At 44.6% G+C, this 16,214-nt stretch carries 14 protein-coding genes; 8 read left to right on the top strand and 6 right to left on the bottom strand.

What is annotated here, in order from left to right:
- The first annotated feature begins 177 nt into the window (after positions 1-177).
- From Q7V21_RS01685 to Q7V21_RS01695, 3 genes are read left to right on the top strand one after another with little or no spacing between them, the layout of a single operon-like run.
- Complete coding sequence (locus tag Q7V21_RS01685; protein WP_304915624.1) at positions 178-945, top strand: HAD family hydrolase; 768 nt, start codon at positions 178-180, stop codon at positions 943-945.
- On the top strand, positions 929-2,116 hold the full coding sequence (locus Q7V21_RS01690; RefSeq protein WP_304915625.1) for a pyridoxal phosphate-dependent aminotransferase: 1,188 nt from the start codon (positions 929-931) through the stop codon (positions 2,114-2,116). Before Q7V21_RS01685 ends, Q7V21_RS01690 begins: the two co-directional genes overlap by 17 nt.
- A gap of 15 nt (positions 2,117-2,131) precedes the next feature.
- A complete protein-coding gene (locus Q7V21_RS01695; RefSeq protein ID WP_304915626.1) occupies positions 2,132-2,743 on the top strand; it encodes a trans-aconitate 2-methyltransferase in 612 nt (203 codons plus the stop codon).
- Positions 2,744-2,793: 50 nt separating this feature from the next.
- Here the strand turns inward: Q7V21_RS01695 and mdoH are convergent, their stop codons facing one another.
- The gene (gene mdoH / locus Q7V21_RS01700) at positions 2,794-4,980 is read right to left on the bottom strand and encodes a glucans biosynthesis glucosyltransferase MdoH (protein WP_304915627.1); all 2,187 of its coding nucleotides are present in this window, start codon (positions 4,978-4,980) and stop codon (positions 2,794-2,796) included.
- Positions 4,947-6,446: a glucan biosynthesis protein G gene (locus tag Q7V21_RS01705; protein ID WP_304915628.1), complete on the bottom strand. Its 1,500-nt coding sequence runs from the start codon at positions 6,444-6,446 to the stop codon at positions 4,947-4,949. Before Q7V21_RS01705 ends, mdoH begins: the two co-directional genes overlap by 34 nt.
- Before the next feature lie 288 nt (positions 6,447-6,734).
- Between Q7V21_RS01705 and Q7V21_RS01710 the strand changes: the two genes are divergently transcribed.
- Positions 6,735-6,938, top strand: coding sequence for a (2Fe-2S)-binding protein (locus tag Q7V21_RS01710; RefSeq protein WP_304915629.1), 204 nt, complete (start codon positions 6,735-6,737; stop codon positions 6,936-6,938).
- A gap of 63 nt (positions 6,939-7,001) precedes the next feature.
- Here the strand turns inward: Q7V21_RS01710 and Q7V21_RS01715 are convergent, their stop codons facing one another.
- The 4 genes from Q7V21_RS01715 to queF all read right to left on the bottom strand — a co-directional run bounded on the left by Q7V21_RS01715 (position 7,002) and on the right by queF (position 11,948).
- Positions 7,002-9,071 (bottom strand): TonB-dependent siderophore receptor, encoded by a 2,070-nt coding sequence (locus Q7V21_RS01715; protein ID WP_304915630.1) that lies wholly within the window; start codon positions 9,069-9,071, stop codon positions 7,002-7,004.
- Between the two features lie 437 nt (positions 9,072-9,508).
- Entirely contained in the window at positions 9,509-10,267 is a 759-nt protein-coding gene (cysZ, locus tag Q7V21_RS01720) for a sulfate transporter CysZ (protein ID WP_304915631.1), read from the bottom strand.
- 11 nt (positions 10,268-10,278) lie between these two features.
- On the bottom strand, positions 10,279-11,556 hold the full coding sequence (locus Q7V21_RS01725; RefSeq protein WP_304915632.1) for an FGGY-family carbohydrate kinase: 1,278 nt from the start codon (positions 11,554-11,556) through the stop codon (positions 10,279-10,281).
- Between the two features lie 2 nt (positions 11,557-11,558).
- Positions 11,559-11,948 (bottom strand): preQ(1) synthase, encoded by a 390-nt coding sequence (queF, locus tag Q7V21_RS01730; protein WP_014707089.1) that lies wholly within the window; start codon positions 11,946-11,948, stop codon positions 11,559-11,561.
- Positions 11,949-12,007: 59 nt separating this feature from the next.
- Between queF and Q7V21_RS01735 the strand changes: the two genes are divergently transcribed.
- From Q7V21_RS01735 to Q7V21_RS01750, 4 genes are read left to right on the top strand one after another with little or no spacing between them, the layout of a single operon-like run.
- Positions 12,008-12,757 carry a cell division protein ZipA C-terminal FtsZ-binding domain-containing protein gene (locus Q7V21_RS01735; protein WP_304915633.1) on the top strand — a complete coding sequence of 250 codons (750 nt, stop codon included), beginning with the start codon at positions 12,008-12,010 and terminating at the stop codon, positions 12,755-12,757.
- On the top strand, positions 12,741-14,753 hold the full coding sequence (gene ligA, locus Q7V21_RS01740; protein WP_304915634.1) for an NAD-dependent DNA ligase LigA: 2,013 nt from the start codon (positions 12,741-12,743) through the stop codon (positions 14,751-14,753). The genes Q7V21_RS01735 and ligA overlap by 17 nt, the downstream gene beginning before the upstream one ends.
- Positions 14,754-15,800: an anthranilate phosphoribosyltransferase gene (locus tag Q7V21_RS01745; protein ID WP_304915635.1), complete on the top strand. Its 1,047-nt coding sequence runs from the start codon at positions 14,754-14,756 to the stop codon at positions 15,798-15,800.
- Positions 15,797-16,213, top strand: a complete 417-nt coding sequence (locus Q7V21_RS01750) for a secondary thiamine-phosphate synthase enzyme YjbQ (protein WP_304915636.1) — start codon at positions 15,797-15,799, stop codon at positions 16,211-16,213. The genes Q7V21_RS01745 and Q7V21_RS01750 overlap by 4 nt, the downstream gene beginning before the upstream one ends.
- The last annotated feature ends 1 nt before the right edge of the window (position 16,214 follow it).

The raw sequence follows: 16,214 nt of genomic DNA on the forward strand, positions 1-16,214 counted from the left end.
TCATGTATTCTTCATCACTACCCGGTTGATACGGGGTGAAACTTACATCATCTTGGTTCGGGTCCATGTTGGCAAACCTCATACTTTCTAAAAACAAGGGCGCATCTATACCAGAAGCTTCGGGCATGTGCAAAATAATTGCGCTATTTTAACTCATTTTTACGCCTTACGAGACTAATGAAACAATTAAAAGCCGTTATATTCGATGTGGATGGCACACTCGCTGAAACTGAGCGTGATGGTCATCGTATTGCTTTCAATCGCGCATTTGCCGATGCGGGTCTGGATTGGCATTGGGATGAGCAACTTTATGGCAAATTATTGTCGATAACAGGCGGTAAAGAACGCCTCCAGTATTATCTGGAAAATTTTCATTTGCAGTGTGGTTTTGCAGGTGATTATCGAGACATGATTGCCAAATTACATGCAGATAAAAACTGGCATTATGTGGCCCTGCTGGAAAGTCAGGCGATTCAGTTACGGACAGGGGTCAAAAGGCTGATAGAAGAATTACGCGCGGCTGGAGTTCGACTGGCGATTTCCACAACCTCGACGCCAGAGAATGTAACAGGATTAATTAAGGCGACACTGGGTGAAGCGGCATTGAACTGGTTTGATTGCATTGCAGCGGGTGATATTGTGCCGGCTAAAAAGCCCGCGCCAGATATCTACCTCTATTGCCTGCAACAATTGCAATTGGAAGCCAGTGAATGTTTGGCAATTGAAGATTCCAACAATGGTTTGCAGGCTGCTTGCGCAGCGGACATATCCACTCTGGTGACTCTGAATGACTATACGGAGGAAGAAGATTTCAACCAGGCAGTGTGTGTGGTGGATCAACTTGGTGAACCGGAATCGCCGTCGAAAGTCATTGCGGGTTCACCAATTAATACGAGCTATATCACTGCTCAAACAATTCAGGATTTACATGCCAAAGCCAATTAACATCGCGCAACGCGCACTGGATATTAAAGCGTTTCAGGTGATGGATATTTTATCGCAGGGAAAAGTATTACAGGCTCAGGGAAAAGATATTATTCACCTTGAAATCGGTGAGCCGGATTTTCAGACCCCACAGCCAATTATTGATGCTGCAATAGCATCGTTAAAACAAGGTGATACGTTTTACACGCCATCATTAGGATTAATGGCGTTACGTGAAAAAATTGCTGGCTGGTATCAACAGCAATATGGTCTTGTCATTTCACCGCGACGCATAGTCATCACTCCGGGGGCATCAGGTGCTTTGCTTTTGGTTATGGGAGCATTGTTAGAAGCGGGCAAGCATTTATTGATGACGGATCCCGGCTATCCCTGTAATCGGCATTTTGCCCGCTTTGTTGAAGCCTCTGCCGTTTCTGTTCCAGTCGGGCCAGATACGGCTTATCAATTATCTCCGGATCATATTGAAAAATACTGGAATCAGGACACGCAAATGGCCCTGGTTGCCACGCCATCTAACCCAACTGGCACCATTATCGATAAAGACGGCTTAAAAGCGCTCTCAGAGGCAGTGAAAGCCAAGCGGGGGGTATTAGTTGTCGATGAGATTTATCATGGGTTGAATTACGATGGAGTTCATTTACCTTCCATCCTTGAAGTGGATGATGAAGCCATCGTTATTAATAGCTTTTCTAAGTTTTTTGGCATGACAGGATGGCGGTTAGGTTGGTTGGTGGTACCGGAAAGCCTGGAACCGGTGATGGATCGCTTGGCACAAAATCTGTTTCTAGCTGCCCCAACTACCGCACAACATGCTGCATTGGCTGCATTTGAGCAGAACAGTCTGGATATTCTTGAACAGCGTCGCGCGGCTTTTGAACAAAGGCGGGATATATTATTACCGGCATTGCAATCTTTAGGTTTTACCATTCCCGTGAAACCACAAGGTGCGTTTTATATCTATGCTGATTGCAGCAAATTATTGAATGACAAAATCGCTGATGGGATGGCGTTATCTAAATATCTGCTCAGTGAAGCCGGGGTGGCGATTACGCCAGGTAACGACTTCGGATTACATCTTGCCGATCAACATGTGCGATTCGCTTATACCACGGATGAAGCTCGTTTGATTCAGGCTGTTGAACGAATTCATGTCGCGTTGAATAAATTATAGGGTGATAAAACACAGATGAAACCACAGCAAGTCGCCGAAAGTTATGATCAGATTGCTGACGTGTGGAACAGTGATAGCTTTAACCGTGACAACGGCATCAAACAGCACGAACGGGCTATCGCTTTTGTAAAACACAAAACCAAGGCTCTGGATATAGGTTGTGGGGCCAGTGGGCGTATTTTAGATTTGTTAATGAGTCACGGCTTTGATGTTGAAGGGCTGGATATCTCAACCAAAATGCTGGACTTTGCCCGTAAAAGACATCCAAACACTATTTTCCATCACGCTGATATCTGTGACTGGAGCTTTCCGCACCAATATGACTTTATCTCTGCCTGGGATAGCATCTGGCATTTGCCATTAGATCAGCAGCAACCGGTATTGACCAAGTTAATTGATGCACTGACACCGGGAGGCATACTGATTTTTACCACGGGTGCAATGGACACAGCATCTGAAAAAACTGATGCCGTTATGGGACCTCCGATGTATTACAGTGTGTTAGGCATTCCCGAAACCCTCAGACTGATTGATAGAGCAGGGGCGGTGTGCAGGCATCTTGAATACGATCAATACCCCGAATTACATCTTTATTTGATAGTGCAGAAAAATGACCATCAAACGTAAACGCTGTTAAGTTGCTTTTATTGCTGAACTCAAAGGTTTGTCAAACTGACCTAACCAACCTTTTTCAGGAATACATTTTCCAGGCTCTTCAATTGCTGCAGACAATCACGCTGACTCAAAAAGGCTATTGATTCTGCTGGTTCAAGCCATGATTCGAGTTGTTGCATATTATCGGCATGACGCACTTTCCATTCCGCCAGAATTCTTGGGGGATGAAACACCGGACGTTGACCGGCATCATCTGGCAGTTGTGCGATATGCCACTGACATAACTGAGGATCATGAAGCAAACGAATAAACGCATGTTGTTTAGGCTGATCCGAAAGCTGAGATAGCTGTATTTCTAAAGCGGTAATAATTGGCGCTGGATATTTCTCTTCAGGTGCCCGTAATAGACCCAGCCATTTGATCAATTTGCTGCGTCTGGCACCACCGCTTATCCAGGATAGTGGAATTGATAACATCAATCCGCCAGTAATAGGTAACAACCAATAAAACAATTCTCTACTAAGTACTAACGAAATAATGGCAAGAATAATACCAAATATAGTGTGGCCTATATGAGCACGGGCAACCGAAGCCCAGCTTAGGGCACCGTCATCCCGTGATTGTGGCATCCAGCCACTGTCTTTACCCCGGAAAATGCCGACAACTACGCTAAACTGATGCACCATCAAAATTGGGGCATATAAAGCTGACATGATCATTTCCAGCAGGGTGCTCAAGGTCAGCAGAATTGGACCACCAAACTGCATGCATCGTGGAATATTGATCAAAGCAGCAAACCAGCCAAATACTTTTGGTGCTATGACAATAGCCATTGAGACAATAAATAAATTCAATGCCCGTTCAGAGTCAAATACCGGCCAGGTAGGGAACAGCGATGGATTAGCAAAATATTCCGGGCGAACATAGGTTGCCTGAACGGCGATAGCTAAACCCACGACGATTAACGATAACCAGAAAACCGCACTTAAATAGGACATCAGTCCTGAAAAAATATGCAGGCGTGTTGGTAATACAAAACCCTGAGCAAACATAAACGGTGTATGTTGCAGATTGCCCTGACACCACCGCCGGTCACGAATCATTACATCAATTAACGACGGTGGCGATTCTTCAAAGCTGGTTTTAATATCGGTATCAAATCGCACACCCCAGCCAGCACGGCGTAATAAGGCTGCTTCAATAAAGTCGTGACTTAATACATGACCACCAAATGGCGGTTTACCCGGCAAAATCGGCAGATGTGATGATTCAGCAAACGCACGGGTGCGGATAATCGCATTATGTCCCCAAAAATTGGAAGATAAACCATGCCATGCTGACAAACCTTCAGCGTAAATAGGCCCAAAACAATGGTTAGCGAATTGCTGTAAACGCCCATAAAGTGTGTTGGCTCTGATAATTGTCGGCAAAGTCTGTATCAAGCCGACACCGGGCGATGCCGCCATTCGTTGGGATAACCTGATCATGCATTCGGCGCTCATCACACTGTCAGCATCCAGCACAATCATCGCTTCATAAGCACCACCCCAGCGCTCTACCCAATCACCGATATTACCGGCTTTACGCTCGGTATTTTGCTGACGACGGCGATAGTAAACCGGGCAGCCTGTTTCATCTTTATTAATCAATTCAAGAAAGGCTTGCTCTTCGGCAATCCAGGCATCTGCTTTATTAGTGTCACTGAGGATAAAAAAGGCATATTTACCCGGTGCTTTGTTTAATAAGTCATCACGCATGACTGTTAAAGCGGCTTTGATTCGTATCGGATCTTCGTTATAGATAGGCAACAAAATCGCAGTGGTGAAATCAGCTTCTTGTTCTGCCTGTTTTATCAGCCTTGGTTTGAGATGCAGTAAAAAACCCAGCAAGGCCTGAGCAAATGCAAACGATACCCAGAGAAAGTTAATACTGAACAGAATTAAAAACAGCCACTGTAAGTAGGTGACATTGTTAGTGGTACTTAATACGCCATAGATTTCGGTAATGCCGTAATAAGACAATCCAAGCATTACTGCCAGCACAAACAATCTGGAAATCAACGTCCTTAATATATAAAAAAACGTCCGTTGATTATGACGCATTGACAAGCCCTGTTCGTATACACCATGCCTTGGCATGGGCAATGGCGACTCAGCGGGCAGAGCGCGTTCATAGGCGATGTTTTTTTCATTAGTGTTGGTTAATAACTCAACGCTCATAAAGAATTGTTCCAGTCTCTGCTTAACCATCTGTAAAGCCAGGTTGGTGCGGCTTGTTTATCACCTTTGTTGAGTTGTACTCGTAACTCCGCAACATCTGCATCTTGAGAATCAAATGTTATAAAAACTCGTGCACCATTAATATGCGGATTTGCTTCGATGCGGCTTTCTAAGATTTTGCCCTTACTAATACTGGCAATTACGTTAATTTGTGCAATATCATCGCTGTTGATATTGCTGTAATCAATCAAGATTTCTTTGTTGCCATCGAATAACTTCAGGCCACTGGCACTGCCGACAATGCGAGGTCTGTTTTGATTGGTGGGTATATCATCGGGAGACGTTAACGTATAGGCAAACTCAAACGGCTCGCCTTTTTTCAAGCCATCAGCTGGTTTCCAATAGGCAACGATATTGTCATTTTCTTCTGAGGCCGACGGAATCTCAACCAACTCAACCTGACCTTTTCCCCAATTACCAACTGGTTCAATCCATATAGAAGGCCGTTGATGATAATTGGCTTCAAGATCCTGATAGTGACCAAAGTCTCGATGACGCTGAATCAAACCAAAACCTTTCGGGTTTTCATCGATAAAAGCACTGATTTGTAGCGTCTGAGGATTACTCAGCGGACGCCATATCCGTTCACCCAGACCGTTGCGCATTTGCAAGCCTTCAGAATCATGCACAGCAGGGCGATAATCCAGTTGGTCAGGGCGATCCATTCCACCATGCATAAACATTGAGGTTAATGGTGCGAGACCGACATGTTTAACGTCGGTGCGGGGAAACAGAATGGCTTGGACCTCCACTTTGCTGGTTGAGCCAGGATGTATTCCGAAACGATAGGCTCCAGTCACGCTTTTACTATCCAGTAAGGCATGGACCACAATGGAATTTTGTTTCGAAGAAGGGCGTTCAATCCAGAAACGTTTAAACAACGGAAACTCTTCGCCTTTCGGCTGGGCGACATCAATCGCCAACCCACGAGCTGAAACACCGTATAATTGACCTTTGGAAATTACGCGGAAATAGCTGGCGCCCTGAAATACAATAAATTCATCCTGATATTTATCATCGTTTAACGGGTAGTGCAGTCGCAGACCGGCATACTTACCCACTTCCGCAAGCTTTTTTCCGATAGATTCATTAGGAACACGAAAGGAAGTTTCTGACACTTCAAGCGGAAACGATTTTCCACTTTCCACAACATCAATATCAATCAAATCCTTATACAAAAAACCTGGCGCGAATAACTGCACCGAAAACTTGGTCGGCGTTCCCCCCCAAATGGCAGCATTTTCTTGATAATTGATTTGCCTATAAGTGGAATAATCCAGTTTTTTTAGTTCTTCAGGTGCATTCGCGGGCTCTTTAAATTCTTGTTCCGCAAGTTGACGTGCTAATTCGATAACCGTGTTATGGGAAAATTCGGAACCCTTGGCATCTTTCTCAACAGATGTTTCAGCGTATGCCGTATGAAAATACAAGCTCATAATAATGATGCTTAAAAGCCCATAAAAGCTCTTTGAACGACGTGACACGTTGAAATTTTGATGTAGAGATTGATAACTCAACATGCAGTTAAATCCTTTGATGACGCAATTAAAATGGGATAAATATTGAGAAGGCGCTTGTCTGATCAAGAACAATTCATTACTAATGACTATTTCAGCTTGAGTTTGACGTCACAATAACTTGGGTTAATCAGCACTAACGTAATTTAATATGCTAAACCAAACCGGAGAAATCTTCTCCACAATTATTTTTACCAGGTAAGCAGGATGGATAATAAAAACAACACTAATGAAAATATCGATGAGGTGATTTGTGATTGCAGCGGTACTACACGAGGCAAAATTATCAGTCTGGTAGAGCAGGGCATAGTGGATAGCGATACCATTTCACGAAAAACCGGCGCAATTTCAGGCTGTGGTTCCTGTGATCACGAGATTGAAATGTTGCTGGATGAATTAGTATTTAAATAGAGAAAAGCAGATTTATCAGAAATTGAGGTGCGACAGAATTGCCGCACCTCCATAGTTTCAGATTTAGAAGCTGTAATCAAAACCAACTTCAAACGAACGCTCTGGACCAACGTAAATACCTTGGCGTAAACCGGTAATGTATTGTTTATCAGTCAGATTTTTAACTGCGCCACGTACACGCAGCTGTTCGCTAACCTGATACTGTGCAAAAAGATCGTAGACAGTGTAGGAAGGTATCAGACCACCCCAGATACCACCCGCCGCATCGTCAGGAATATCTTTGCGATTAGTTGGATCACCATATTGCTCACCACGGTGATGCGCTGTTAAGGAGGTGGCGAACTTACCTTGAGTATAGTTCAACGCTACGTTAGCCAGAAATTTAGGAGCATAGGGCAGACGGTTACCGCTATTTTCACCCGTTTCAAATCGTGAGTAGGGTACCCAAGTCAGGTTTGTATCGACACTGAAACCACCACCTAATTCATAGCCCAAAGCTGCTTCCAGACCATAATGCTTGGTCTTACCTGCATTAGATTGTGACAAAGTTGGATCAGAGTTACCAGTAACCACCTGGTTATCGAAATCCATATAGAAACCAGTGAGTTCATAGGTAACGCGATCAACACCACCACGTATTCCCAATTCATAGTTCACTGAACGTTCACCGTCCAGCTTCTGATCCGTCAGACCATCCAGAGCGACACCATTTGAAGCTGGAGAGAAGGCTTTATAAACACCACCATATAGCTGTGCTTCTGGGATCAATTGATAGGTGGCTCCAATACCTGGCAGAACTTCGGTATTGTTCGTTTTGGCTTTACCCAGATCTGCAATATTTTGAGCAACTAAAACGTTACGTTTTTGCTCATACGATTCAACACGAAGACCTGGTGTGACTGCAAAGCGATCAGTAATAACGAAGCGGTTTTGGACATAACCAGCAATACTGTCGGCTTTATCCTTTAGGCGTCTATTCAATACCCCACTGCGATCTTGAACTCGGGTAGCACCGACAGCTCTATCATCCGACTCTTCCTGCATATAGCGGATACCAAACTCAGTTTCATTGGTTATGCCGAAGAGGTTATGATCAATTGCTAAACGAGACTCAACACCATAGCGCTCAAAGCTGCGATTGTTACCGGTAAGACTATCAGTGTAGACCCAACGTCCAGCTGCATTTGAAGCATCTGTGTTTACTCCATAACGCCAGTAGTCACGCGACATTTCACTCCAATAGGCCAGCGTAGTAAGCGTAACATTATCACTCAATTGCCATTCGTGATTGACATCAACAGCTCTGCGATCCGTCAGAAAATAATCATCTGGAGCCGGGTTGTATGTTCTACCTGACTTGTAATCATTCAGAAACATGCCGCGGTAAGAGATGTTGGCATCATTTTGATAGTAGGAATATTTAACACCTAAGCTGTGATCTTCATTCAGTTTTGCACCAGCTTTAATCATGATATCGGTCATTGCATAACCTCTATCCATAAAGCCATCACTCAGGGCACGAGTTGCCACAACACCAGCAAAAGCATCACCAGATTCTGTGCGGCCACCGGCCTCTAAAGTTGCTTCACGTGTGTTAAATGAACCTACACGAGTTGAAACATGTACGCCATCATCAGGTGTTTTAGTTTGGTAGTTGATTACCCCACCGATAGTTGATGGGCCATAGCGTAAAGATGAAGAGCCTTTTAATATTTCAATACCTTCCATACGCTGAATTCGGGGATTGAAATAACGGTCATTTCCGATAAATAAGCCAGGTGCAACTGGAACGCCATCTTCAAGAATCAGTGATTTCGATTCACTGGCAGATAGGCCACGAAGGCCAATATTACTGACTACTGCCGATTCTTCTTCAGTTTTAACATTGATACCTGGGATACGACGTAAAACGTCTTCGGTTGAGGTTGGTTGAATCCGTTCGATTTCTTCACGGTCAATGAGCACTACTGCACCGGTCTGACGTGAAATACTTTCTTCTTTCGAGTCTGCCGAACCTACGACTTGTAATGCAGGCATTTTAAATTGAGTATTAGCGGCTGTATCGGCGCTTGCAGACATTGGAATACTGGCGATTGCCAATACCTGCATCACGTAAAGTGGTTTTAATCTCATTTTCTTTCCTTATGGTTTAAATGTTGAAACAAGTCGATCAGCATAAGAATCGTGTTGTAGCGCCTCTACAAAACTTCACTAACGTTGCTAATGCTGGTGTAAATTTAGACTTGATATTTTTGGTTAAAACTGTCGAATTCATTATTATGTAAATAAATGTAAAGACGAATGATAATAGTTCTTATTATCCTGTCAAGAGGTTTTCACTTAAATGTTAAGATTTTTTTATGTAAAGGTAAGGGGAAATCTAGAGATAGCCTTAATTGAGTCTAAGTAGCTATATAATCGAGGTCAGTTGAGGATTAAGCTGAGATGCCCATTTTCAGCGAATTATGCTGTTAATGACGTTCAAACATAGCGCAAGCTCGTGGCAGGCAATGACCTACAGGTTATCAGGCCTATGGTTAGAACAATCAGTTGCGTATGAGGGGGAGCAACTAATTCACGGGCGTTGTACTTTGGCTAAGGCTTTGTAAACGCCCAACATAAAGAGCCGTCGCACCGGCAACAGCCACCGGGATAATCAAAAAATTCAATATTGGAATCATTGTCGCTCCCAATGTGGTCATGCCAAAGCCTAGAGCTAATGAACGTTTAGTTCTGAGCAGTTCCCGCTGTTGTTTAAACCCCATCAGATGATTTCCTAACGGATAGTCATGATAATCAAGTGCCAAGGTCCAGCTGGAGAAAAACAGCCATAACAATGGTGCAATCAGATTTAAACCCGGTATCCATGACAGGATAAATAACGGGATCATCCATTTCAGCAGGTACGCTAATTTGCGTAATTCGTTAAAGATCATCCGAGGTGTATCAGCAACCAACTGCCATAGAGTTTGTTCAGGAGGGGGTTGATCGGCGAGACGTTTTTCAACGGCTTCAGCCAATAAGCCATTAAAGGGAGCAGCGACAATATTGGCAATGATCGAAAAGGTGAAAAATACGATTAATACAATCAGAATCGCAAACACCGGCCAGAGGATCCACATCAAAGCATTGGCCAACCATTCCGGTAACCAGGTTGGTGTTAACTGAGTCATCCAGTAATCAAATTGGCTGATACCAAACCAGATAGCGCCAGCAAACAACAAGGTGTTTATCAGAATTGGAATAAAGGCGAAGCGTCGCACCCCAGGTTGATTAATTAACCTGAAACCACTTAATAAATAACGCGAACCTTGAATGAAATCACCCATACATCAATACCTTATTGAAATAACTTAAGACCATCTTTTGCAAGTAATGCACTGCCGAAGGCAGCATCAGTATGTTCTACTGGTTTGAAAGGCACGTTTATTAATGATCGGCGAAGTTGAGTCCACACAGCATTTTTTGCACCACCACCGACACTGCGTATTGAGCTTAATGGAGTATTACTTAATTGTTGCAGACATTCATATCCGGCTTTTTCAATACGGGCAATTCCTGATAGTAAACTATATAAAAACTGTTGATCTCCTGAAGACTGTGGAGGCATGCGTGGAGGATAGTCGGGATCGGCTATTGGAAAGCGTTCACCGGGTTTTAGCAATGGATAATAATCTTCGACTGGCATTTGCAAATCAATTTTTTGACTTAAAGCGACTAATTGCTCATCACTGAAATAGTGCCTTAACACCACACCACCAGAATTTGATGCACCACCACACAACCAGCGATTGCCAAGTTTATGACTGTATATGCCACGTTTGGCATCAAACACTGGATTTTGACAGACAAGCTTTAACACAAGTGTTGAACCCAGTGAGGTCACAGCATCACCGATGTTGATGGCACCGGTTGCTATAAATGCAGCCAGACTATCCGTTGTTCCTGCTTTAATGAGGGGAGGTGAGGCTTGTTTAAGGCCGAGCTTTTGCAGAACGGTTGCTGACATTTTGCCAATCACCGTACCCGGTGCTACAACCTCGGGTAAAACGTGACTTGTAGTCAATGACTCTAGCCAGTCAGGCCAACGATTGTCGAGCACATCAAATCCGGATTTAAGTGCATTGTTATAGTCAGTCATGCCGGGTTTGGCACCCAACTGAACAGCTAGCCAGTCTGCCTGATGTAATAGAAAATACGTTTCCGGTAATGCCAATGAGCGCTGCAAATATAATAATTTTGCCAGTCCACTGCTGACACCCTGTGCTGCTGAGTTTGTCGGCGCAAGTTCAGCGATAACCTCACTTGCCTTAATGGCTTGTTGATCGTTGTACATCAACATTTCACTGAGTGGTTGTCCCTGAGGATCACACACCATTACTGATCCAGAAGTGGCATCAATACAAATGGACTCAATCATCAACTTGGGAAGTTCGCTTAACAGCGTTTTTAATGCACTAAAAAGAAATTCTGATTGCTGTTCGGGGGAGGGATAAGCGTTTGGTGAAGCGGGAAAACTTTGTTTAGTGTGAGCAATAATATCGCCGGATTTATCAATGGCGCAGACCCGGCACCCGGAGGTGCCGAAATCAATGCCAATCCATGCGCTGTTGCGCATGTTTATGGGAGATGAACAGGTGTTGGGGCAACCCAACCTTCCTTACGGTATTCGGCAACGACATTGGTGTAAACACCACCACGAACATTGAAAATACCGGTTACCCGCATAAAACGTGGCTCAGTTGCGGCGACCAGATCAGTCAGGATTTGGTTGGTCAGTTTTTCATGAAAACCGCCTTCTTCACGGTATGACCAGAAATACAGTTTCAGAGATTTCAGTTCGACGCATTTAAGATCCGGTACATAATCAATTTTAATCGTGGCAAAATCCGGTTGACCGGTTTTCGGACATAGGCAAGTAAATTCAGGTGTTTCGATGTGGATGGTATAATCCCGCTCCGGTACAGCGTTATCGAAGGTTTCCAGTTGTTTGCTTGGTAGCGTAGACATAGGTAATCTCTAACAGTTAACAAAACCGTTATTATCCCTGAGTTGGTAGATTTAATTAAGTGTTTGAAATCATTCTTCTGTCTGTAGTTGTTTTAGTGGCGCTGGTGATCGGCGGCTGGTATACCCATACGCGGCAGCAGCAGCGTGCGCAAGAGTTCGAGCGCGAACTGGATCGGTTTGATGCCACGGAAAATAATGATTTTCATGCGCGGTTTGATTCGGTTTTTGCGCAAGACACGGTGGATTTATCGTCCGATGTAAAAGTTCGTTTGGATTCAGCTGATCAGGATTTTGATGCAGCCGATGACGATTTTGAAAGTGACGATGATTTTGAGGAAACTGATCCAGAAGAAGCGCCAGACTGGGAAATGGTAGTTGCGCTGACAATCATGGCGCCAGAATCACAGATGTTTACCGGCCGAGCTATTAAATCCGCATTGGATCAACAGGAAATGCATTTTGGCGATATGCAGATTTATCATCGATATACCGTCAATAATCGCCGTCAAACTTTATTCAGTGTCGCCAATATTCTTGATCCTGGCACTTTATTGCCGGATCAAATGATTGCAATGAAAACCCCTGGATTATTGATGTTTGCTCGTTTACCCGGGCCGGTAAATGGTCTGACTGTGTTTGATTCCATGCTTGATACCGCTCATCAATTGACTGCTTATCTTGGCGGCATATTGTGTGATGAAAAACGGGAACCCATCACTGACAAGCATTTGGAAGCCACTCGTAACAGAATTTTTGAATTGAATTTATCTTTGCAGGCAGGCAATAAATCTGATGACGATTTCAACTGAAATCAGTGACCGCGCAGCGCAACTTCGAGAGTTAATTAACCGTAACAACTTTCTCTATTACAGCGCTGATGATCCGGAAATAACCGACGCGGAATATGACCGCCTGTTTGCCGAATTGAAACAGCTGGAAACGGACAATCCTGAGTTAGTTACCCCCGATTCGCCCACCCAACGTGTGGGCTCGGCGCCGTTAGATAAATTCACACAAGTTACTCATGCGATGCCGATGTTATCGCTGGATAACGTATTTGATGAAGCCGAATTAACTGCTTTTAACCAACGAGTTCGTGATCGTTTGAACACGGATGCGGTAATTACCTATGCTGCCGAACCAAAACTGGATGGTCTGGCTATCAGCATTCGTTATGAAAACGGTTTATTGGTACAGGCTGCTACTCGTGGTGATGGTGCAGTAGGTGAAGATGTTACTGAAAATGTTCGCACTATTCGCAACATTCCATTAAAACTCCAAGGCAACAATGTTCCGCAAGTGGTTGAAATTCGTGGCGAAATCTATATGCCAAAGGCGGGCTTCGAGAAGCTCAATCAACAACGTCTGGCCAATAATGAAAAGCTTTTTGTTAATCCGCGTAATGCCGCTGCAGGCTCATTAAGGCAACTAGATTCTTCGGTAACCGCTGCACGACCTTTGGCGTTGTTCTGTTATGGGCTTGGTGAATTACAGGGCATGGAGCGTCCTGCCAGCCATACTGAAGCTATGCAGATCATCAGCGAATGGGGTGGGGCTGTTAGTCCGGATACACAACAGCTGCAAGGTGTCGAAGCTTGTCTTGATTATCTGCATCAACTTGGTGAGCGTCGCGCCAGACTGTCTTATGACATTGATGGTGTGGTATTTAAAGTTGACGACAGCCGATTACAGGAACGTCTGGGATTTGTTTCCCGTGCACCACGCTGGGCGATTGCCTATAAATTTCCGGCGCAGGAAGAAACTACTCAGGTTCTGGATATTGAAGTACAGGTTGGACGTACCGGTGCGTTAACGCCGGTTGCTCGATTACAGCCGGTATTTGTCGGCGGTGTCACTGTCAGTAATGCTACCTTGCATAATGAAGATGAAGTTCGCCGTAAAGATGTTCGTATCGGCGATACGGTGATTATTCGACGGGCCGGGGATGTTATCCCGGAAGTCGTTCAAGTCGTGAAAGATAAACGTCCTGTCAATGCCGTCGAATTTGTTATGCCCAGCCAGTGTCCGGTTTGTGGTGCAGATGTTGAACGGGTGGAAGGCGAGGCAATAGCCCGTTGCAGTGGTGGATTATTCTGTGGAGCGCAACGTAAAGAAGCGATTAAACATTTTGCTTCCCGTAAAGCGCTGGATATCGATGGCTTGGGCGACAAGATTGTTGAACAACTGGTCGACGCTGAATTAATCAAAGATCCAGCTGATTTGTTTTATCTGACCAAAGCACAGTTTTCTGCATTGGAACGTATGGGCGATAAATCTGCCGAAAATCTCGTGAATGCTTTAAACCATGCAAAAAATACCCGCTTTGCTCGGTTCTTATATGCATTAGGTATTCGGGAAGTTGGTGAAGCTACCGCGCGTTCGTTGGCTTTGCATTTTGTTGAACTGGATAAATTAATTGCTGCCGAACAGGATGAATTGATTGAAATAGAAGATGTCGGCCCAGTGGTCGCGCATCATATTTATACCTTTTTCCGTCAGCAACATAATCTGGATGTGATTCAGCGATTATTGCAGGCCGGGGTGAACTGGCCAGAAGAAAAGCCGGTGTATGCCGATTCCGAATTGGCCGGTAAAACCATCGTGTTGACTGGCACGTTAGAAAACCTGTCACGGAGTGAAGCCAAAGAAAAATTATTGGCATTAGGTGCCAAAGTGGCGGGCAGTGTGTCAGCCAAAACCGATTATGTGGTGGTTGGTAGAGATGCCGGTTCCAAATTGAATAAAGCCCAATCTCTCGGGATTGAAGTGGTCGATGAAGCGACCTTAATACAGTGGATTAATTAAATGAGTGCAGTTGCTGATGCCATCAAAAAAGTCGCTACCGGCCCCCATCTGAGTAAAGATCTCAGTCTGGAGGAAAGTCGCGAGGCGATGCGGGAGATCCTGTCAGGTAAAGTCGATCCGGTGCGAATGGCGGTGATGCTGATTGCGTTGCGGATGAAACGTGAGACTGATGAGGAAAACCTGGGTTTATTGCTGGCCATGCAAGAAGTCACTGGCCAACAGGCATTAGATGTTGAAAATGTCATGCTGCTTTCCGATCCGTTTAATGGTTTCAGCCGTCATTGTCCAATCGCTGCGTTTTTACCTGCAGTAATGGCTGCCTGTGGTTTGCCAGCCTTATCTCAAGGTGTCTACGAAATGGCACCAAAATTTGGTGTCACACATGCACAGGTTTTAGAAGCGGCTGGAGCGAATATTCGCCTCAGTGTGGCTGAAGCTGCCAAGCAATTAAATCATGCTGATATTGGTTGGGCCTATCTGGATCAGGCAATTACTACACCGAGTTTGTTTGCTCTACAGGATTTACGCCGCTTAATGATTAAACGTCCAAGTCTGGCGACACTGGAAAAACTGGTAATGCCGGTTAAGGCTAAAAAGACACATTTACAAATCGGCTTTGTGCATAAAGCTTATCCGCCGGTGCTTGCATATCTGGCAAAGCAGAGTGGTTTTGACAGCGCGTTGATAGTGCGTGGTCTGGAGGGCGGCATTGTGCCGACCTTACGTGAAGCTTCGGACAACTTTTTATTGATTGATGGTGCATTAAAACCTTGTTCACTGGATCCGTTGGCTTTTGGTGTCAGTCAACAAACCCGTGGCGTCATGCCAGAATTGGAACAGTTAACGGCTGCTGAATCCGCTCAACGTGGTCTGACCGCTTTGCAGGGTGAAAAAGGTGTGGCCTATGATTTACTGGTTTATGGCACCGCCATGGCCTTATGGCATTGTGGACTGGTGAAAGATCAGATGGCAGCGGGCGATGTCGTTCGGAATGCTCTGGATTCTGGCAAAGCCTATGCTGTTTTTGAACAAGGTAAAACAAGATGATTCTGCAGCAGCAGTTACAATTTGAATTAAAAGGCCGCAGCACCATTAATATCACTGACGAAGTGGCCAAAATTGTGGCAGCATCGGGAATTACTACCGGTACTTGTCATGTGTTTGTGCAACATACCAGCGCGTCGTTGATGATTTGCGAAAATGCCGATCCGGATGTCAGACGTGATTTGGAAACCTTTATGCAGCATATTGTTCCTGATGGTGATGCGATGTTTTTACATCAGGATGAAGGCCCGGATGATATGAGTGCACATATTCGTACCGTTTTGACCAATCCGGATTTGGTGGTACCTGTCAGTAATGGCAAATGCGCCCTGGGTATCTGGCAGGGCATTTATTTATGGGAACATCGCACGCATCGTCAGCAGCGTCGAGTGATTGTGACAGTACAAGGTGAATAAT

This window comes from Methylophaga sp. (assembly GCF_030651745.1).